The following is a 21,152-nucleotide window of genomic DNA, read 5'->3' on the forward strand; positions in this document are numbered from 1 at the left end:
TCAGGCCCCCTTCAGCTCCTTGTCGATGAAGTCCAGGACCTCTTCGGCAGACGCCGCCTGGATCCGGTCCGTCACGCTCTCCTCGGCCGCGGCGCCGTCCCCGGCGCCCTCAGCGCCCGGGGCGGCCGGCGTGGAGCGCGCCTCGTTCCACTTCGCCATGAGGACCCGCAGCCGCCGCGCCACCGCCTCGCTGCCCTCGCCGGCGGGCGGCAGCGCGGTGAGCGCCTCCTCCAGCCGGTCCAGGTCCCGCAGCACCGTGTCCGAGGCGTCGGCGGGGGAGGGCGCCAACTGGGCGCGCAGATACGCCGCGAGCGCGTCCGCCGTCGGGTAGTCGAAGACCAGCGTCGCCCGCAGGGTCAGGCCGGTGGCCGTGCCCAGCCGGTTGCGCAGCTCGACGGCGGTCAGCGAGTCGAAGCCCAGCTCCTGGAACGCCCGCCCGCTGTCGATGTCCTCGGGAGAGCCGTGGCCGAGGACGGCGGCGATGTGACCGCGCACGGTCTCCAGCACGAGGCGGTGCTGCTCCTCCTCGGGCCGCCCGGTCAGGCGCTGTGCCAGCGAGGGCCCGCTGTCCGCGTGCGCCCTGCGGGCCGGGACCCGCACGACGTCGCTCAGGATCGCGGGCAGCAGCCCGGCGGACGCCTGCGAGCGCAGCGGACGCATGTCCAGCCGCGCCGGCAGCAACAGCGCGGCCCCGGGCCGCAGCAGCGCCGCGTCCAGCAGCCCCAGCGCCTCGTCGGTCGGCAGCGGCACGAGCCCGTTACGGGCCAGCCGGGCCTGGCCCGCGCCCTCCAGATGTGCGGTCAGCCCGCTGCTGTGCGCCCAGAGTCCCCAGGCGAGGGAGGTGGCGGGGAGTCCTCGGGTGTGGCGGTGGTGGGCGAGTGCGTCGAGGAAGGTGTTGGCCGCGGCGTAGTTGGCCTGCCCGGGGCTGCCGAGGGTGCCGGCGGTCGAGGAGAACAGCACGAACGCCGCCAGCTCCGCCTCCGCCGTCAGCTCGTGCAGATTCCACGCCGCGTCCGCCTTGGGACGCATGACGGTGGCCAGCCGCTCGGGAGTGAGCGAGGTGACGGTCGCGTCGTCGAGCGTTCCGGCCGCGTGCACGACGGCGGTGAGCGGGTGCGCGGCGGGCACGTCCGCCAGCAGCCCGGCCAGCGCCTGGCGGTCGGCCGCGTCGCACGCGGCGATCGTCACCTCGGCGCCGTGCGCGATCAGTTCGGCCTCCAGCTCCAGCGCGCCTTCCGCATCGGGACCCCTGCGGCCGGCCAGCAGCAGGTGCCGCGCGCCGTGTTCGGTCACCAGGTGCCGCGCCACGTGCCCGCCGAGGGTGCCCGTGCCACCGGTGATCAGCACGGTGCCCTCCGGATCGAGCGCGAAGTGCGCGCCGTCCGCCGCGGCTTCGGCCCGGCGCAGCCGTGGCACCCGCGCCTGTCCGGCGCGCAGCGCGGCCTGCGGCAGCCGTCCGGCGACGACGCCGGCCAGCGCCGCCAGCGACTCCGGCCTTCCGTCGTGGTCGAGGAGCTGGATGCGCCCCGGGTTCTCCGACTGGGCGCTGCGCAGCAGCCCCCATTGCGCTGCCGCCGCCAGGTCGAGGGGCGGTGCCGCAGGATCGTGCGGGTCCGCCGGGACCGCCCCCTGGGTGAGGACGACCAGGCGGGTGTGCGTGCACCGGTCTTCGGCCAGCCACTGGCGCAGCAGCTCCAGCAGCCGGGCGGCCCCGGTCCGGGCCGTCTGCGCGGGGGTGGCGCCGCCGGGCGCGGGGTCCGGGCCCGGCGTGGCGGCGTTGACCAGCAGTACCTCGGGCAGCGACGTGTCCTCTCCCGTCGAGGCGAGAAGCGTCGCCAGGTCGGGCCACTCCGTCACCTCCGGGCCGCCTGGCAGCGCGGGAACGGCTCCCAGCGCCGCCCACCGGGCGGACACGTCGGCACCCGGGGCACCCGGGGCAGGCGGGCCGGAAGGCAGCGCGGCGGCGGGCCAGGCCAGTTGCCACAGAGCCTCGGTGGGGGAGAGCCGGTCGGTGCGCAGCCGCTCCGTGCTGAGGGGGCGCAGGCGGAGGGAGCCCACGTGGGCGACCGGCGCGCCGGACGGGTCGGCGAGCCACAGGCGTACGCCGTCCTCGCCGACCGGTGTCAACCGCACGCGCAGCGCCCGGTGTTCACCGCCGAGCCCGGCCAGGGACACCCCGGTCCAGGCGAACGGCAGCCATGCTGTCTGCGCCTCTTCCCGGTCCCCGGCTCCCGTGCGGGCGAGCACCAAGGGGTGCAGCGCCGCGTCGAGAAGCGCCGGGTGCAGGGCATAGCCCGCCACGTCGGCGTCCTCGGGCAGGTCCACCTCGGCGTACAGGTCCGCGCCGTCCCGCCAGGCCGCGCGCAGTCCCTGGAAGGCGGGGCCGTGGGCGACACCGGTGGCGACGAACATGTCGTAGACCGCGCCGACGTCGACCGGCTCGGCTCCCTCGGGCGGCCACACGCCCGCCGTCGGCCACCCCTCCGGTGCGCCGTCGTCCGGCGTCGGGCCCGCCGCCAGCGTGCCCGTGGCGTGGCGTTCCCACTCCGCCGGTGCCGTGTCCTCCCTGCCGCCGGCCGACCCGGCCTCCGGACGGCCGAACACCGCCACGGGGCGCCGTCCGTGCGCGTCGGGCGCGCCGACCGCGACCTGAAGCTCGACCGCGCCCCGCTCCGGCACCACCAGCGGGGCGAGCAGGGTGAGGTCTTCCAGCTGGTCGCAGCCCGTCTCGCGCGCTGCCTGGGCCGCCAGTTCGACATAGGCGGCGCCCGGCAGTACGGCGGTGTCGGCGACCGTGTGCTCCGCGAGCCACGGGTGCGTACGCAGCGCGATCCTGCCCGTCAGCACACAGCCGTCCTCGCCCGCCAGCGGCACGGTCGTCCCCAGCATCCGGTGGCCCGAGCCGCCCGCCGCCGCGCCGGGCGCCGTCGGCTCCAGCCAGAACCGCTGCCGCTGGAAGGCGTACGTGGGCAACGGGGCCGGCGGGGCCACCGGGGCGAGCCCGCCCGGGTGCGCGGGCAGCACCCGGGCCCAGTCCGGCCGCGCGCCGTGCGCATGGGCGCGGACGCAGGCGGCCAGCAGCTCACGCGGGCCGTCCTGTTCCCGGCGCAGCGTGCCGAGGACCGTGGCCGCCACCCCCTGGGCCGCACAGCTCTGCTCGACGCCCAGCGTGAGCACGGGGTGCGGGCTCGCCTCCACGAACAGCCGGTGCCCCGACTCCAGCAGCGCGCCGGTGACAGGGCCGAACCGCACCTGCTCGCGCAGGTTCCGGTACCAGTACTCCGCGTCGAGCCCGGCCGTATCCAGCTCACCGCCGGTGACGGTGGAGTAGAAGGGCACCTCGGCCGAGCGCGGCGCGAGCGGCGCCAGGCTCTCCAGCAACTCCTCGCGAATCGCCTCGACATGGTGCGAGTGGGAGGCGTAGTCGACGTCGATGGTGCGGGCGCGTACGCCGTCCGCCTGGCAGCGCGCGACCAGCTCGGCCAGCGCGTCCCGGTCGCCGGAGACGACGGTGGAGTCCGGGCCGTTGACGGAGGCCACGCTCAGCGTGCCGGGCCGGTCGGCCAGCAGTTCTTCCACCGCGTCGGCGCCCAGCGGGACCGAGGCCATGCCGCCCGAGCCCGCCAGCGCGCGCAGCGCCCTGCTGCGCAGGGCCACCACGCGTGCCGCGTCCTCCAGCGACAGCCCGCCCGCGACACAGGCGGCGGCGATCTCTCCCTGCGAGTGTCCGACGACGGCGTCGGGCCGCAATCCGGCGGCCCGCCACACCTCGGCGAGGGAGACCATCACGGCGAACAGCGCGGGTTGCACCACGTCCACCCGCTCCAGCGAGGGCGCGTCCGCACCGGCGCGCAGTACGTCCAGCAGTGACCAGCCGGTGTGCGGCTCCAGCGCCTCGGCGCACGCGTCCAGCCGTTCGCGGAAGACCGCCGAGGCCGCGTACAGGTCCAGGCCCATTCCGGCCCACTGCGAGCCCTGTCCGGGGAATACGAAGACGGTGCCGCCCGGGTCGGCGGCTGCCGTGCCCTGGACGAGCGCGCTGTGCGGCTCGCCCGAGGAGAGCGCGCCGAGGCCGTCCAGCAGGTCCGGCAGGGTGCGGCCGACCACGGCCGCGCGGTGGGGGTGGTGCGTGCGCGCTGTGGCCAGCGTGTGGGCGACCCCTGCGAGGGACACGCCCTCGCTGCGGGCGGCGAACCCGGCCAGCTTCGCGGCCTGTTCGCGCAGTGCGGGCTCGGTCTTGGCGGACAGCAGCCACGGAACGGGCCACGCGGCCCCCTCGCCCTCCGGCGCGGCACCCGGGCCCGGGTCCGAGCCGGAGTCCGATTCCGTGGCGGCGGCTTCCGCCTCCGGCGCCGCCTCCGGCGCCGCCTCCAGGATGACGTGGGCGTTCGTCCCGCTGATGCCGAACGAGGAGATCCCCGCGCGCCGGGGCCGCCCCGGCACCTCGGGCCAGGGCGTGTGCTCGGTCAGCAGCGCGACGGCGCCCTCCGCCCACTCGACGTGCGGGGAGGGCGCGTCGATGTGCAAGGAGCGCGGCAGGCTCCCGTGCCGCAGCGACTCCACCATCTTGATCACCCCGGCCACCCCGGCGGCCTGCTGGGTGTGCCCGAGGTTGGACTTGACGGAGCCGAGCCACAGCGGCCGGTCCTCGGGCCGCTCCTGCCCGTACGTCGCCAGCAGCGCCCCCGCCTCGATGGGGTCGCCCAGGCTGGTGCCGGTGCCGTGGGCCTCCACGGCGTCGACGTCGGCCGGGCCCAGCTTCGCGCCGGCCAGCGCGGCACGGATCACCCGCTGCTGGGAGGGCCCGTTGGGAGCGGTGAGTCCGTTGCTGGCGCCGTCCTGGTTGACGGCGGAGCCGCGGACGACCGCGAGCACCTGATGCCCCTTCGCCCGCGCGTCCGAGAGGCGCTCGACGAGCAGCATGCCCACGCCCTCGGAGAAGCCCGTACCGTCGGCCGCAGCCGCGAACGGCTTGCACCGCCCGTCCGGCGAGAGCCCCCGTTGCCTGCTGAACCCGGTGAAGACCCCGGGCGCCGACATCACCGTCACCCCGCCCGTCAGCGCCAGGTCGCACTCGTCGTTGCGCAGCGACTGGCAGGCCAGATGGAGCGAGACCAGCGACGAGGAGCAGGCGGTGTCCAGCGTGATCGCCGGCCCCTCCAGGCCGAGCGCGTAGGCGATACGGCCCGAGGCGACGCTGCTGGTCGCCCCCGTGAGCAGATACCCCTCCAGCGCGTCGTGCGAGGGACCGGCGGCGCTGACCGCGTAGTGATGGTCGGCCATCCCCACGAACGTGCCCGTACGGCTGCCGCGCAGCGACTCCGGTACGACTCCCGCACGCTCCAGCGCCTCCCACGCCGTCTCCAGCAGCAACCGTTGCTGCGGGTCGGTGGCGAGGGCCTCGCGGGGGCTCATGGCGAAGAACTCGGCGTCGAAGCGGTCGGCTTCGATGAATCCGCCGCGCGTCACATACGTGGTGCCGGGGTGGTCCGGATCGGGGTGGTAGAGCCCCTCCAGGTCCCAGCCCCGGTCCTCGGGAAAGTCGTCGATGGCGTCCCGCGCACCGGCCACCAGCTCCCACAGGTCCTCGGGGGAGACCACCCCGCCCGGGTAGCGGCAGGCCATGCCGACGATGGCGATCGGCTCGTCCGCCGTACGCGCCCCGCTCCCCGCGACGGTCCGGACCGTCGCCCCCGCCGTGGCCGCGCCGCCGACCTGCTCCAGCAGGTGCGCGGCGAGTGCGGCCGTCGTCGGGTGGTCGAAGATGACGGTGGCGGGCAGCCGCAGGCCGGTCGCCGCGTTCAGCCGGTTGCGCAGCTCGACGGCGGTCAGCGAGTCGAATCCCAGCTCCTGGAAGGGCCGTTCGGGATCGACCGCCTCCACGGACGCGTGGCCCAGCACCGCGCCGATGTGCCCGCGCACCAGGTCCAGCAGCACCCGCTGCTGCTCGGCGGCCGAACGCCCCGCGAGCTGCCTGCCCAGCGCCGACGAGGCGCCCGCCGCGGCCCGGTTCCGGCGTACGGTACGCCGGGCCATGCCGCGCACCATGGGCGGCAGCCCCTCGGCGTCGGCCAGCGCCCGCAGCGTCTTGACGTGGAACCGCGCGGGCACCAGCGTCGGCTGGGCCGGCGTGACCGCGCCGCTCAGCAGCGCCAGCCCCTCCTCGTCGGACAGCGGCACCAGCATGCTGCGGCTCGTCCTCGCCCTGTCCTCCTCGAACAGCTTCGCCGTGATGCCGCTGGCCTGCTCCCAGAGTCCCCAGGCGAGGGAGGTGGCGGGGAGTCCTTGGGTGTGGCGGTGGTGGGCGAGGGTGTCGAGGAAGGTGTTGGCGGCTGCGTAGTTGGCTTGTCCGGGGTTGCCGAGGGTGCCGGCGACGGAGGAGTAGAGGACGAAGGCGGCGAGGTCGGTGTCGGCGGTCAGTTCGTGGAGGTTCCAGGCGGCGTCCACCTTCGGCCGCAGCACCGGCTCCAGCTGATCGGCTGTGAGCGTCGTGACGGCCGCGTCGTCCGTGATCCCGGCGGCGTGGAAGACGGCGGTGAGGGGGTGTGTGTCGGGGATGGTGGTCAGGAGTGCGGCGAGTGCGTCGCGGTCGGCGGCGTCGCAGGCGGCGACGGTGGTCTCGGCACCGAGTGCGGTGAGTTCGTCCCGCAGCGCGTCGGCTCCGTCGGCTGTCGCGCCCCGTCGGCTGGTCAGCAGCAGGTGCCGCACGCCGTGCTCGGCCACCAGGTGACGTGCCGTCAGGGCGCCGAGGGTGCCGGTGCCGCCGGTGATGAGGACGGTGCCGTCGGGGTCGAGGGGCTGGGGGAGGGTGAGGACGACCTTGCCGGTGTGCCGGGCCTGACTCAGGTGACGGAACGCCGTCGGCGCCTCACGTACGTCGAACGCCGTGACCGGCAACGGGCTCAGCACCCCGCTCTCACACAGCGCCACCAGCTCCCGCAGCATCTGTTGAATACGGTCGGCGCCCGGCTCGAACATCTCGAACGCCCGGTAGGTCACGCCGGGGTGGGTGGCGGCGATGTCTGCGGGTTGGCGGATGTCGGTCTTGCCCATTTCGAGGAAGTGGCCGCCGCGGGGGAGGAGGCGGAGGGAGGCGTCGACGAAGTCGCCGGCGAGGGAGTCGAGGACGATATCGACGCCCTGCCCTTCGGTGGCGGTCAGGATGTGGTGTTCGAAGTCGAGGGTGCGGGAGTTGGCGATGTGGGCGTCGTCGAACCCCATCGCCCGCAGGGTGTCCCACTTGGGCGGGCTGGCCGTGGCGTAGACCTCGGCGCCCCAGTGGCGGGCCAGCTGTGTGGCGGCCATACCGACCCCACCGGTCGCCGCGTGCACCAACAGGCGCTGTCCGGGCGCCAGTCGGGCCAGATCCGCCAGTCCGTAGTACGCCGTCAGGAAGACGATGGGCGCGGCGGCGGCCTGGGTGAACGACCATCCCTTCGGCATCCGTACGAGCAGCCGGTGATCGGTCACCGCGAGCGGGGCCATCGCCCCGTCGTCGAAGATGCCCATCACCCGGTCACCCGGCGCCAGACCGGGCACGCCCGGGCCCGTCTCCGTGACCACACCGGCGGCCTCACCGCCCACCACCGCCTGCCCCGGATAGACCCCGAGCGCGATGAGCACGTCCCGGAAGTTCATCCCCGCCGCCCGTACCGCCACCCGCACCTCGCCACGGCCCAGCGGGCGCAGCTTCTCCTCGTGCCGGGCGAACGTCAGCCGGTCCAGCGTGCCGGGCTCGGTGAGGTCCAGCCGCCACGCGGTGGTGTCCGAGGGCGGCACCAGCACGGACTCTCCGGCGGCGCGAACCAGCCGGGGCGCGTACGCGGCCCCGCCGCGCACCGCCAACTGCGGCTCGCCGCAGGCCAGCGCGCTCGGCAGACCGCGTACGGACTCGGCCGCGCCGTCGACGTCCACGACCTGTACGCGCCCCGGGTGCTCGCTCTGCGCCACCCGTACGAAGCCCCAGCCGGTGGCGGCGGCCGGGTCGGCGACGCGCTCGCCCGGCAGCACGGCGACGGCCTCGCGCGTCAGCACCGCCAGCCGGGCCCCGGCCACCCGCTCGTCCGCCAGCCATTCCCGCACCAGCGCGTGGGCGGCGCGCGTGGCACCGTGTGCGCGGGCCACCATGGAGGAGTCCGCGGCTGCCGCGTCCGAACTGTGCTCCTGCTGCTCCTGCCCCGGCGCCGTCGGCCCGCCTGCGCCGCAGTCGAGCGGTGCGAGCACCGTCCCCGGTACCGGGGCCCCGGCGTCCAGGGCGCGGAAGAGATGTGCCAGGTCCGGGTAGCTGCGTACCCCCACTCCCAGCTCCGCAGAGAACGAGGAGAGTGCGGAGAGTTCGGCGGGCACACGGCCGACCAGGGCCCACTCGCCGCTGTCCGCCGCCCCGTCCGCCTGGTGCGGCGCCGTCTCGATCTGCTGCGCCGTCTCGATCCGCTGCCAGTCGACCTGGTGGAGCGCGTCGGCGTGCTGTCCCGCCTGCGGGGAGGCGAGCCGTTCCCGGTCCACGGGACGCCCGGTCAGCGCTTCGACCGTCGCCACAGGCGCACCGTCGAGGCCGGTCAGCGCGAGCGAGACCGTGCCCTCTTCCGGCAGCGGCGTCAGCCGTACGCGCACGGCGGAGGCCCCGACGGCGTGGACGGTCACGCCCCGCCAGGCGAACGGCAGCCGCGCCGCGCGCTCGCTGCCGTCCTTGCCGGTGTCGGCGTCGGTGTCGCCGTCGAGGAGGGCCGTCGCGTGCAGCGCGGCGTCCAGCAGCGCGGGATGCAGCGCGAACCGCTCGGCCTGCCCGGCGTCCGGCAATTCCACCTCGGCGAAGACCTCCTCGCCGTACCGCCAGGCGGCCCGCAGCCCCTGGAACGTCGGCCCGTAGCGCACGCCCAGCGCGGCGAAGTGCGCGTAGATCTCGTCCGTTTCGAGCGGCGTCGCCCCCTCGGGGAGGCGGGAGTCGTCCGCGTCCGCAGGGACGTCGGGCTCCTCCTGGCCCGTCGCCGACGTCGGGGCGAGGACGCCGGTCGCGTGGCAGACCCACGGCTCGGCCTCGTCCTCGTCGTCCGCCGGCTCGGGGCGCGCGTGCAGGGAGACGGCCCGCTCCCCGTTCTCCTCCCCGGAGCCCACGACCACCTGGAGCTGTACGGCACCGTGCTCGGGCAGGACCAACGGGGCTTCGAGCGTCAGCTCGTCGATCCGGTCACAACCGGTGTGGTGGGCCGCGTGCAGCGCCAGCTCCACGAAGGCCGTACCCGGCAGCAACGCGCTGTCCATCACCTCGTGATCGGCGAGCCACGGGTGGCTGGCGAGCGAGAGCCGCCCGGAGAACAGATGGCCCTCGCCGTTCGCCAACTCCGTACCCGCCGCCAACAGCGGATGGTCCGCCGACAGCAGCCCCGCACTCCGCAGATCCCCCGCGAACCCGGCCGCCTCGGGCCAGAACCGCTGCCGGTCGAAGGGGTAGGTGGGGAGGTCGAGGTGGGGGTGGTTTGTGGTGTCTTGGGTGGTGGTCCAGGTGGTGGGGGTGTGTCCGTGGGTGTGGGCTTGGGTGAGGGTGGTGAGCAGGCGGGTGGGGGTGGCTTCGTTGCGTCGGAGTGTGCCGAGGACGGTGGTGTGGGGGTTGGTGTCTTGGATGGGGGTGGTGAGGACGGGGTGGGGGCTGGTTTCGATGTAGGTGTGGTGGCCGTCCTCGTTGAGGAGGCGGAGGGTTTGTTCGAGGAGGACGGGGTGGCGCAGGTTGCGGTACCAGTAGTCGGCTGTCAGTTGGGTGGTGTCGAGTTGGGTGCCGGTGAGGGTGGAGTAGAAGGGGATCTGGGCGGGGCGGGGTGTGAGGGTCTTGAGGGCCTTGTGCAAGGCCGGGCGGAGATCTTCGATGTGGGGGGAGTGGCTGGCGTAGTCGACGTCGATGGTGCGGGCGCGGATGCCCTCGTTTTTGCAGGCGGCGACCATTTCGGCGAGCGCGCTGGCGTCGCCTGAAATCACGGTGCTTTCGGGCCCGTTGTGCGCGGCGACGTGCAGCCCCGGGTACGGGGCGAGCCGTGCGGCGGTCTCCTCGGCGCTCAGGGGGATCGAGGCCATGCCGCCGCTTCCCGTGAGGGTGACCAGGGCTTGGCTGCGCAGGCACACGATCCGCGCGGCGTCATCCAGGCTGAGCGCTCCGGCAACATGCGCGGCGGCGATCTCGCCCTGTGAGTGTCCGATGACCGCGTCGGCCCGAATGCCGTGGGATTCCCACACCCGCGCCAGGGAGACCATGAGCGCGAACAACGCGGGCTGGACGACATCGACCCGCTCGAACCCCGGTGCCCCGGCCCGCTCATGCAGGACATCGAACAGGTCCCAGTCCACGTACGTGCTCAAGGCATCCGCGCACTCCCGCAAACTCGCGGCGAAGACCGGCGAGGAATCCAGCAGGCCGATGCCCATCCCGGCCCATTGCGAGCCCTGACCGGGAAAGACGAACACCGTCTTGCCCGGGTCGGGCGAGGCAGCCCCCTCCACCACCGACGCATGCGGCATCCCCTGCCCGAGGGACTCCAGCCCGGCCAGCAGTTCTTCCCGCTCCTGGCTGATGACCCCCGCCCGGTACAGGTGGTGCGTGCGCGAGGCGGCCAACGCCCGTGCGGCCTCGGCGAGGTCCAGTCCGGGCCGTTCCTTCACGTAGGCGGCCAGACGTGCCGCCTGTTCCCGCAGCGCGCTCTCCGTCTTGCCGGACAGCAGCCATGGGACGGCGGGGTGTCCGGCGCCCGCGTCGGGTCCTTCCTCCGGAGTGTCCGCCCGCTCGGGTGCGGCCTCCAGGATCACGTGGGCGTTCGTGCCGCTCACTCCGAACGAGGAGACGCCCGCGCGACGGGGCCGGTCCAACTCCGGCCAGGGGGTCGCCCTGTCGAGGAGGGCGACGCGGCCGGCGGACCAGTCCACATGGTCGCTGGGCTCGTCGATGTGCAGCGACTCGGGGAGGACGCCGTGCCGCATGGCCTCGATCATCTTGATGACGCCCGCGACCCCGGCCGCCGCCTGGGTGTGGCCGATGTTGGACTTGACGGAGCCGAGCCACAGGGGACGGTCCTCGGGCCGCTCCTGGCCGTAGGTCGCCAGCAGCGCCTGGGCCTCGATGGGGTCGCCGAGGGTGGTGCCGGTGCCGTGGGCCTCCACGGCGTCGACCTGGTCGGGGGTGAGCCGGGCGTCGGCGAGGGCCTGTTCGATGACGCGCTGCTGTGCGGGCCCGTTGGGCGCGGTGAGCCCGTTGCTGGCGCCGTCCTGGTTGACGGCCGAGCCGCGCAGGACGGCCAGGATGCGGTGCCCGTTGCGCTGGGCGTCCGAGAGGCGCTCCACCAGCAGCAGGCCGAGCCCTTCGCCCCATGCGGTGCCGTCGGCCGAGGCCGCGAAGGCGCGGCAGCGCCCGTCGGCGGACAGGCCGCGCTGGCGGCTGAACTCGACAAAGCCCGCCGGGGTCGACATCACCGTCACCCCGCCGGCGAACGCGAGCGAGCATTCGCGCTGGCGCAGGGCGCGCGCTGCCAGATGGAGCGCGACGAGCGAGGCGGAGCAGGCCGTGTCCACGGTGACGGCCGGGCCCTCGAAGCCGAAGGAGTACGCCAGCCTGCCCGAGACGGCGCTGGCGGAGGTGCCCGTGGCCAAATAGCCCTCGACGCTTTCCTGCGAGCCGAGGAAATTCCGCGCGTAGTCCTGGCCGTTGGTGCCGACGAAAACTCCCGTATCGCTGCCGCGCAGCGCCGACGGCAGGATTCCGGCGCGCTCCAGGGTCTCCCACGCGCTTTCCAGGAGCAGCCGCTGCTGGGGGTCCATGGCCAAGGCCTCGCGGGGGCTGACACCGAAGAAGTCGGCGTCGAACGAGGCCACATCGTCGAGGAAAGAGCCCTCGCGGGTGTAGGTCTTTCCGACGCTGTCGGGGTCGGGGTCGAAGAGGGCATCGGTGTCCCAGCCCCGGTCCTTCGGGAATTCCGACACCGCTTCGCGCCCCTCGGCCAACAGCTCCCACAGCTGCTCGGGGGAGTCGGAGCCGCCGGGGAAACGGCAGCTCATCCCCACGATGGCGAGCGGCTCGTGCTCCTTGTCCTCGGCCTCCCGCAGCCGACGGTGTGCCTGCCGCAGATCGGCGGTCGCCCGCCTCAGATAGTCGCGCAGCCTCTCGTCATTCACCGTGGTGCTGCCAGCGGAATCAGAATTCATCAGACTTCACCAATTTCAGACTTCACCAATGCGGAAATGCCGAGTTCAGGAAACGCTCAGGTATCGGTTCGAGGGATGGTTGAGGGAAGGGGTCAGGAAATGCCGAGTTCGTTGTCGAGCACGTCGAAGAGTTCGTCGTCGCTCACCGTGCGCAGGTCCTCCGCGTACCCCTCGGTGGGCCCCTCGGCGGAGGCGTGCGCGGGGTCCGAAGGGGTGCCGTCCAGCCGCCACAGCAGCGACCGGAGCCGTTTGGCGATCAGCAGCCGGGACTCCAGCGTGTCCGGCGCTTGTTGCAACGCCTCCTCCAGCGCACGCAGTTCGGCCGAGGCGGGTACCGCGGCCAAGGGGTCCTCGGGCAGGACGCGGGTCAGCAGGTACGTGGCCAGCGCCGCGGGTGTCGGGTGGTCGAAGATGACCGTCGAGGGGACCCGGAGCCCGGTTGCCGCCGTCAGCCGGTTGCGCAGCCGGATCGCCGCCAGTGAGTCGAAACCCAGCTCCTGGAAGGCGCGTTCGGGGTGGATGTCCTGCGCGGAGGAGTGCCCCAGCACCGAGGCGATCTGGCCGCGCGCGAAGTCCAGCAGCGCCGCCCGCCGCTCCCCTTCGGGCAACCGGGCGAGCCGCTGGGCGAGCGAGGGACCGCCGGAGCCGGTGCGCCGCGCGGGTACGTGGACGAGGCCGCGCAGGATCGCCGGCAACGCCTCGCCGTCCGCGCCGCCCGCCCCGCTTTCGGCGGTCTCGGCGGCGCGCGCCCGCAGCGCCGCCAGGTCCAGATCGGCCGGTACGAGCAGGGCGCGCCCGCTGCCGGGTGGCGCGTTCAGCGGTGCGCCCGGCGAGTCCGGCGAGGCCGGTGATCCTGGGGCGACCGGTGTCGCCTCCAGTGCGGCGTCGAAGAGTGCGAGGGCGCGTGCGGCGGGCAGTGGCCGGACGCCGTTGCGGGCCAGCCGCGCCGCTTCGGCGTCATCGAGCCGCTCGCCCATGCCCCCGCCCTCTTCCCACAGGCCCCAGGCCAGCGACAGCGCGGGCAGCCCCCGCGCGCGCCGGTGCTGGGCGAGCGCGTCGAGGAAGGTGTTGGCAGCGGCGTAGTTGGCCTGGCCCGGGTTGCCGAGCGTCCCGGCGACGGACGAGAACAGCATGAAGGCCGACAGGTCCGTCGCGGCGGTCAGCTCGTGCAGGTTCCAGGCGGCGTCGGCCTTCGGCCGCAGGACCCGCTCCAGCCGTGCCTCGTCCAGCGACGGCAGCGTGCCGTCGTCCAGAATGCCGGCGGCGTGTACGACGGCGGTGAGCGGATGCTCCGAGGGGATCGTGCCGAGCAGCGCCTCCAGCGCGGCACGGTCGGCCGCGTCACACGCGACGACCCGCACCTCGGCGCCCTGCCCGCGCAGTTCCTCGCACAGCCCGTCCGCGCCGTCCGCTGCGGGACCGCGCCGGCTGGTGAGCAGCAGATGACGTACGCCGTGCGCCGCCACCAGATGCCCGGCCAGCAGGCTGCCGACACCCCCGGTGCCGCCCGTGATCAGCACGGTGCCTTCGGGGTCGAACGAAGGGCTCAGCGAAGGGGGTGCCGACTGGTCCCCGGAGTCCTCCCGCGGGAGGCGCGCGAGCCGGGGGGCGGTGAAAGCTCCCTCGCGCAGGGCGAGTTGGGTCTCACCGGTGGCCACGGCAGCGGGTATGACGGAGGCCGGCGCGCCATCGCGGTCGATGTCGAGCAGCACGAACCGGCCCGGATTCTCGGTCTGCGCCGACCGCAGCAGGCCCCATGCGGCGGCTGCCGCCGGGTCGGGCGTCCCACCCGAGTCCGGGTCGGGCAGCACGGCGCCGCGCGTCACCACGACCAGGGTTGAGCTCGCGAACCGCTCGTCGCCCAGCCACTCCTGTGCCAGACCGAGCAGCTGCGAGAGGAGGGGACGCACACGCGTGGCGGGGTTGTCCCGCAGGTCGTCCGCGTCCGCGTCGTTGGCTTCGTTCCGGCTCGCGTCCGTGCGTCCGTACGGCGCGGTCACGACGATGGGGGGCGGCGAAGCGCCCGCGTCCACCGCGTCCCGCAGCGCGGCCAGGTCCGCGTACGCGGCGGCCCCAGCGGTCGTCCCCCGGGCCCATGCCCCCTCCTCACCCAGCAGCGCCCAGGACCCGGGCGAGGACGGGGACGAGGACGAAGGGGAGGGGAAGGGGACGGGGCGCCACTCCACGTGGAAGAGCGCCTGCGACGTGCCGTCCGCGTCGGCACGCAGCCGGGCAGTCGGGAACGCGCCCAGTGCCACCTCCTCGACGGTCGCCACCGGCGCGCCCTCGGTGTCCGTGAGGGTGACCGAGGCACTGCCCTCGCCCGTGCCGACGAGCCGTACGCGCAGCGCCGTCGCGCCCGAGGCGTGCAGCGCCACCCCGCGCAGGACGCGCGGCAGCGGTACGGCGGGCTCGCCGCCGGCAGCTGTCGTGGGATCCGTCGTGGGTTCCGTCGTGGGGCTCGTCGTCCCGAGGGTGTCGAGCGAGCCGAGGAGCAGCGGGTGCAGCGCGGCGTCGAACAGTGCGGGGTGCAGGCCGAACCCGGCGGCGGACCCGGCGGATCCGGTGGGACCGGCAGCCCCGGCCGCTGCCGAATCGGCCGTCTCCTGGGGAAGGTCGACCTCGGCGTACAGCTCCTCCCCCCGCCGCCAGGCCGCGCGTACGCCCTGGAACAGCGGTCCGTGCGCCAACCCGGCGGCGAGCAACTGGTGATAGAGCCCGGCCACCTCGACGGGCTGGGCGCCCACGGGCGGCCACGCGCCGCCGTTCCCCGCGTCTCCGTCTCCGTCCTTGTCCCGGCCCCCGTCCGACGTGGCGGCGGAGAGCGCGCCGGACGCGCAGCGCGTCCAGGGCTCGCCCGGCTCGTCACTCTCCGGCCGGGTGTGCAGCGTGAACGGGTGACGCCCCACGTCGTCCAAAGACTCGACTGCCAGCCGGAGTTGGACCGCACGTTCCTCGCTGATGGCCGGCGGCACGTGCACGGTCAGGGAGTCCACACGGTCGCAGCCCACATGGGCCGCCGCCCGCAACGCCATGTCCACACACGCGGATGCGGGCAGCACCGCCGTGTCCCCGACCAGGTGCTCACCGAGCCAGGGCTGACCCGCGAGCGACACCCGCCCGGAGAAGAGCGTGCCCTGCCCACCGGGGGCCTCGATCACGGTCGACAGCAACGGATGCCCCGTCGCCGCCAACCCGGCCGAGACGACGTCCGCCGTCCGAGCCTGCGCGTGCAGCCAGTACGGCTGATGCTCAAAGGCATACGTCGGCAGCTCGACCGGCGCGTCCGGGGGGTCGAGGAACAGGGTCTCCCAGTCGGGTGTGTGTCCGTGGGTGTGGAGGGTGGTGAGGGTGTGGGTGAGGGTGGTGGGTTCGGGTTGGTGGGGGTGGAGGGTTGGGAGGAGGGTGGGTGGGTTGGGTGTGGTGTCGAGGTTGTGGTGGTTGAGGGTGGTGAGGGTGGTGTCGGGTCCGAGTTCGAGGTGGGTGGTGACGTGGTGGGTGTGGAGGGTGGTGGTGGTGTCGGCCCAGCGGACGGGTTGGCGGATGTGCTGGGTCCAGTAGTCGGGGTCGCGTAGTTGGGTTGTGGTGGCGAGGTCTCCGGTGGTGTTGGAGATGATGGGGGTGTGGGGTTCGTGGTAGGTCAGTTGTGCTGCGGTGCGGTGGAATTCTTCGAGTGCGGGTTGCATGAGGTGGGAGTGGAAGGCGTGGCTGACGTGGAGTCGTTTGGTTTTGTGTCCGCGTTCGGTCCAGAGGGTGGCGAGCTCTTGGATGGCTTGTTCGTCTCCGGAGATGACGGTGGAGGTGGGGGCGTTGACGGCGGCGAGTGATACGCGTTGTGGGTCGAGGGTTTCGAGGACGTCTTTTTCGGTGGCGTGGAGGGTGAGCATGGCTCCGCCGGGTGGGAGGTTTTGGAGGAGTCGTGCGCGGGTGGCGACGAGGGTGGTGGCGTCGGTGAGGGTGAGGATGCTTAGCTGCGTGGGCTGCGGTGAGTTCGCCGATGGAGTGTCCGGCCAGGTAGTGGGGTTTGATGCCGTGGTGGAGGTAGAGGTGGTGGAGGGCGGTGCCGAGGGCGAAGAGTGCGGGTTGGGTGTACTGGGTCTGGTGCAGCAGTGGCGCCAGGGCGTCGTCTTCGGGGGCGAACATGATGTCGCGGAGGGGGTGTTGGAGGTGGGGGTCGAAGTGGGCGCACACCTCGTCCAGTGCGTGGGCGAATACGGGGTGGGTGTTGTAGAGTCCGGCGCCCATTCCGGCGCGTTGTGAGCCCTGCCCCGCGAACACGAACGCGATCTTCCCCGGCGTACGTGCCGTCCCCCGGGCGAGGACCTCCGGCTCGGGGTCGTGCCCATCGGCCAGGCTCCGCAGCGCGGCCACCGCTTCCTTCCCGTGGGACACCGCGATACCGACGCGCTCGGCGTGGTGCGTACGGGTCGTCGCCAGGGCGTGCCCGATGGCCGCCGCGTCCAGCTCGGGGTGCGTGGCGACGAAGTCGGCCAGGCGTCCGGCCTGTTGGCGTAGCGCTCCCTCGCTCTTTGCCGAGAGCACCCACGGCACGACGCGCTCCTCGCGCCCCGCAAGAGCCCCACGCGCCACTCGCTCCTCTGCCGCAGTGGCAGGCGCGGGTGGTGCCTCCAGGATGACGTGGGCGTTGGTGCCGCTGATCCCGAAGGACGACACGGCGGCCCGGCGTGCCCGTCCCGTTTCGGGCCAGGGCACCGGGTCGCTCAGCAGGGAGACGGCGCCGCTGTCCCAGTCCACGTGCGGTGAGGGCGTGTCGATGTGCAGCGTGCGGGGCAGGTGACCGTGCCGTATCGCCTGGACCATCTTGATGACGCCCGCGACACCGGCCGCCGCTTGGGTGTGCCCGAGGTTGGACTTGACGGAGCCCAGCCACAGCGGACGGTCCTCGGGCCGCTCCTGGCCGTAGGTCGCCAGCAGCGCCTGGGCCTCGATCGGGTCGCCCAGCGTGGTGCCGGTGCCGTGGGCCTCGACGGCGTCGATGTCGGACGCGGCCAGACCCGCACCACGCAACGCCGCCCGGATGACGCGCTGTTGGGAGGGCCCGTTGGGCGCCGTCAGCTGGCTGCTCGTACCGTCCTGGTTCACGGCCGAGCCACGGACCAGGGCCAGCACACGGTGCCCGTTGGCCTCCGCGTCCGAGAGCCGTTCGGCCAGCAGCAGGCCCACACCCTCGCCCCACCCGACCCCGTCGGCACCGGCGGCGAAGGCCCGGCAACGCCCGTCCGGGGACAGGCCGCGCTGTCGGCTGAACTCGATGAACGCCATCGGCGAGGACATCACCGTCACCCCGCCGGCCAGCGCCAGGTCGCACTCGCCGTCGCGCAGCGCCTGGACGGCCAGGTGGAGCGCCACCAGCGAGGACGAGCAGGCCGTGTCCACGCTGACGGCCGGGCCCTCGAAGCCGTAGGTGTAGGCGATGCGTCCCGAGGCCACGCTGCCGGAGCTTCCGGTGCTGATGTAGCCCTCGAAGCCGGGCGGCGCGGGCTGGAGCCGCGCGCCGTAGTCGTTGTACATGACCCCGGCGAACACTCCGGTCCGGCTGCCGCGCAGGGAGTGCGGGCGGATCCCCGCGCGCTCCAGCGCCTCCCACGTGGTCTCCAGCAAGAGCCGCTGCTGCGGGTCGATGGTCAGTGCCTCGCGAGGGCTGATGCCGAAGAAGCCGGGGTCGAACTCGTGGGCCTCGTGCAGGAAGCCGCCCTCGCGGGTGTAGCTCCTGCCCTCGCGGTCCGGGTCGGGGTCGTAGAGCGCCTCGGTGTCCCAGCCACGCTCGGAGGGGAAGGCGGACACCGCGTCGCGGCCCTCGGACACCAGCTCCCACAGGTCCTCGGGCGAGGCGACCCCGCCCGGGAAGCGGCAGGCCATGCCGACCAGGGCGATCGGCTCCGGGGCCCGGGCCCGCTCGGCGGCCTGCCTGGCGTCCTGCTTGAGCCGATCGGTCTCCTGCTTGAGCCGCTCGTTCTCCAGAAGCGATGCCCGCAGGGCCTCGACGACCTTATTGCCAGTATCCCCGGCGGCCGTCATGAGTTCACCGTTTCGAGATGCGCCATCCGCTGTTACCGCAGCCTTTCTCCGCATCGACAGATCCGTCGTCCGCCACGTCATCGTTGGCCACGGTGCTAAAGCTGCCCTAACCCTGTGCTTTTCGGATGTGCTTGAGCCGAGCCCCGTGCCGTGGTCGCCTCCGGTGACAGAACCGGGAGCGCGCGTGACTGAAGAAGGACGGGATTAGCGGGCCTTTAGGCGGGCGCGTGAAGGTGTTGCGCCGAGTGCGTGCTGCTGAGAACCGAACTCAACTGACGCGTACGGACTGCCACAGCCGACCTTCAGGAGCTGAGAATGACCGCAGTGGACCGGGAAACACAGAACGCGGAGGGCGGCTCCGGGGGAGCGGGCCCCGTCGCACAGGAGGCTCTGGACTCGGGAAAGCTGGCCTTCCAGGGCGAGATGCCGATGGCAAGCGCGTTGGAGCCCCGGCAATTGGCACTCGCCGCCGCGCTGGCTGCGGGCATCTTCACGCCCGGCGTCGACCCGGTCGACGAGGTGCTGGACAAGTGCGTCATCGTGGACGGGCTCACCGAAGTGATCGAGAAGCTCGCCATCAACGAGGGCAGCAAGAACGGCTCCACGGATTCCGGTGACTACGTGGACGGATTCTTCGACAGCGACGGAAAACGCGTGGGAACGGTCACGGGAACGGCTGTGATGCTGGCCAAGGAACCGCACATCTGGCAGCACCACAAGAGCGTCACGGAATTCGAGGACGGCACTTTCGAGACCACCGGAGTGATCGACGGTACGGCGATTCTGCACGGCCTCACCCAGGTATTCCGTGTGGTCGGCAAGACCGGCCGTTACGCGGGAAAGCAGGGCTTCATGACGCTCACCATCAAGGATCCCCAGCAGCGTCCCCCGCATTACCACACGGTCTTCGCGATGGCCTGAGATCCGGCGGGCCTCCGCAGCTCAGGGCCCCTCGTTGCGGCGCGCAACTCGGCGCTCCGGCAGGTCTTCCCCGCGGGGACCGACCGTGCGATCACGGCGGCTCTCCCGGCTGATGGTGGGGCGGCATCACCGGTCTGACCGGTGATGCCGCCTTGTCGGTGCCGGAGACGCCGCGTCTCCGGCGCCATCGCTTCCCGGTCCGGCGGTTGATCCCGCATGCCCATGCCCCCTCTGACGGGCAAGCCGCGCCTGGGGAACCCCGCCGGCTGCGGCCACGGCTGTTCGCCACCGCGGCCCAACTGTTCGCCATCGCGGTCCAACTGGGCGCCACCAGCCGTCGCAGCATCATCCGCCGCGCCACCCACGACCGGCCCCTGTCCTACCTGGAGGAACAGTTCCTCACGCGCGTCGAGAGGGGTGGGTGACCTCCCAGGCCGCCTCGATCATCCGGAAGATCTCGTCCACCGCGGCCTCCGGATCGGCCGCCTCGCGGGCCAGTGAATGGGCGTCGATCGCGAACCTCGCGATCGTCCGGCAGGCTGTTGTGGTCCGGGACAGGTCGGGATCGGCGGCGATGGCCGTCGCCAGTGACTCCGCGTGGCGCAGCCTCATCGACTCCTCGTACTCCCGCAGGTCAGGCGAGGCGTCGACCATGCGCCAGATCGGGGCGGCGCTGTCCGCCGAGCAGTGCCGCACCAGGGCCTGGATCTCGCGGCGTAGCGCGGGGATGAGCGGCTCGTGCGGCGCCCGGCCGGTGACCGCCTGGGTGAGGCGTTGCTCGAAGTTCTCGTCCTGCTCGAACACCAGGGCCTCTTTCGAGGCGAAGTGGGAGAAGAGCGTGGTGACGGCCACGTCGGCCTCAGCGGCCACGTCACGGATGCCCACCGCGTCGTACCCGCGTTCCAGGAAGAGCCGCAGGGCGGTGTCGGCGATCTTCTGGCGGGTCGCGGCCTTCTTGCGCTCACGGCGTCCGGACGGCACGGTCATGCCCTGATGCTACCAGGTGCAAAAGCGTAACCGTTTTTAAAAACTAACCGTTAGTGTTATGTTCGACGGCATGAAGAGAGTGAGCTTCGCCGAGTTCGGCGGTCCGGACGTTCTGCAACTCGTAGACGCCGAGGAGCCCCACGCGGGCCCCGGCCAGGTACGCATCACGGTGCGGGCGGCGGGCGTGAACCCCGTCGACTGGAGGATCCGTGAAGGCCAGTTCCAGAAAGAGCGCCGTACGGTGCACCAGCCGATCGAGTTGCCCGCCGGAATCGGGCAGGACGCCTCCGGGGTGGTGGACGAGGTCGGCGAGGGCGTCGAAGGGATCGAGGTCGGCGACCACGTGTTCGGCAGAGGATCGAACACCTATGCCGAGTTCGCCGTGCTGTGGGCCTGGGCCCGTATGCCGGAGGGGCTGACGTTCGAAGAGGCGGCCGGGTACCCCTCCGTGGTGGAGACCGCGCTGCGCATCATCCGCGAGGTCGGTGTGCAGCCCGGGCAGACGCTGCTCGTCAGCGGTGCGTCCGGGGGAGTCGGATCGGCGGTGCTACAGATCGCCCGCGAGCGCGGCATCACGGTGATCGGCACGGCCGGAGCCGCGAACCAGGACTATCTGCGCAGCCTGGGTGCCCTCGCCACGACGTACGGCGAGGGCTGGGTCGAGCGGGTGCGGCAGCTCGGCCAGGTCGACGCGGCCCTCGACCTGGCCGGCTCGGGTGTGATCCGCGAACTCGTCGAGCTGACCGGGGACCCGCAGAAGGTGATCACCATCGGCGATCTCGGTGCGTCGGAGTTCGGTGTCCGATTCTCCGGCGTGTCCGGGGACAAGGCGGCAGCGCTCGCCGAGGCCGCCGGCCTCATCTCGCGGGGGAAGCTCCACATCCCGGTCGAGAAGTCGTACACACTCGCCGAGGCCCCGGCCGCGCACGCCGACAGCCAAGCCGGGCACACGCGCGGGCGCCGGGTCTTGGTCGTCTGAGCCGTTTCCTGCCCAGGCCGGACCTGGTGTTCGTCGAGAACACAGA

The 21,152-nt window shown here is 73.0% G+C and carries 5 protein-coding genes and 1 pseudogene; 2 read left to right on the top strand and 4 right to left on the bottom strand.

What is annotated here, in order from left to right; genetic code table 11:
* The 3 genes and pseudogenes from OHB04_RS34410 to OHB04_RS34420 all read right to left on the bottom strand — a co-directional run.
* Nucleotides 1-12,180 carry an SDR family NAD(P)-dependent oxidoreductase gene (locus tag OHB04_RS34410; RefSeq protein WP_326808981.1) on the bottom strand — a complete coding sequence of 4,060 codons (12,180 nt, stop codon included), beginning with the start codon at nt 12,178-12,180 and terminating at the stop codon, nt 1-3.
* A gap of 92 nt (nt 12,181-12,272) precedes the next feature.
* Nucleotides 12,273-15,341, bottom strand: a complete 3,069-nt coding sequence (locus OHB04_RS34415) for an SDR family NAD(P)-dependent oxidoreductase (RefSeq protein ID WP_442815119.1) — start codon at nt 15,339-15,341, stop codon at nt 12,273-12,275.
* A gap of 94 nt (nt 15,342-15,435) precedes the next feature.
* Nucleotides 15,436-18,177 (bottom strand): annotated as a pseudogene (locus tag OHB04_RS34420) (type I polyketide synthase); the annotation flags it as partial.
* A 357-nt stretch (nt 18,178-18,534) separates the two neighbouring features.
* Between OHB04_RS34420 and OHB04_RS34425 the strand changes: the two are divergent.
* Entirely contained in the window at nt 18,535-19,140 is a 606-nt protein-coding gene (locus OHB04_RS34425; RefSeq protein ID WP_326691544.1) for an allene oxide cyclase barrel-like domain-containing protein, read from the top strand.
* 399 nt (nt 19,141-19,539) lie between these two features.
* Here the strand turns inward: OHB04_RS34425 and OHB04_RS34430 are convergent, their stop codons facing one another.
* A complete protein-coding gene (locus OHB04_RS34430; RefSeq protein WP_326808982.1) occupies nt 19,540-20,127 on the bottom strand; it encodes a TetR/AcrR family transcriptional regulator in 588 nt (195 codons plus the stop codon).
* A gap of 70 nt (nt 20,128-20,197) precedes the next feature.
* Here OHB04_RS34430 and OHB04_RS34435 point away from each other — a divergent pair, with 70 nt between their 5' ends.
* The gene (locus OHB04_RS34435; protein WP_326691546.1) at nt 20,198-21,106 is read left to right on the top strand and encodes an NADP-dependent oxidoreductase; all 909 of its coding nucleotides are present in this window, start codon (nt 20,198-20,200) and stop codon (nt 21,104-21,106) included.
* Nucleotides 21,107-21,152 lie beyond the last annotated feature (46 nt).

The organism is Streptomyces sp. NBC_01775, from assembly GCF_035917675.1.
In the GTDB taxonomy this organism is placed as follows: Bacteria; Actinomycetota; Actinomycetes; order Streptomycetales; family Streptomycetaceae; genus Streptomyces.

What these genes read in the sequence shown, in the direction of transcription:
- OHB04_RS34410 (WP_326808981.1), bottom strand. Translation starts at nt 12,180, where the DNA reads ATGAATTCTGATTCCGCTGGCAGCACCACGGTGAATGACGAGAGGCTG.
- OHB04_RS34425 (WP_326691544.1), top strand. Translation starts at nt 18,535, where the DNA reads ATGACCGCAGTGGACCGGGAAACACAGAACGCGGAGGGCGGCTCCGGG.
- OHB04_RS34430 (WP_326808982.1), bottom strand. Translation starts at nt 20,127, where the DNA reads ATGACCGTGCCGTCCGGACGCCGTGAGCGCAAGAAGGCCGCGACCCGC.
- OHB04_RS34435 (WP_326691546.1), top strand. Translation starts at nt 20,198, where the DNA reads ATGAAGAGAGTGAGCTTCGCCGAGTTCGGCGGTCCGGACGTTCTGCAA.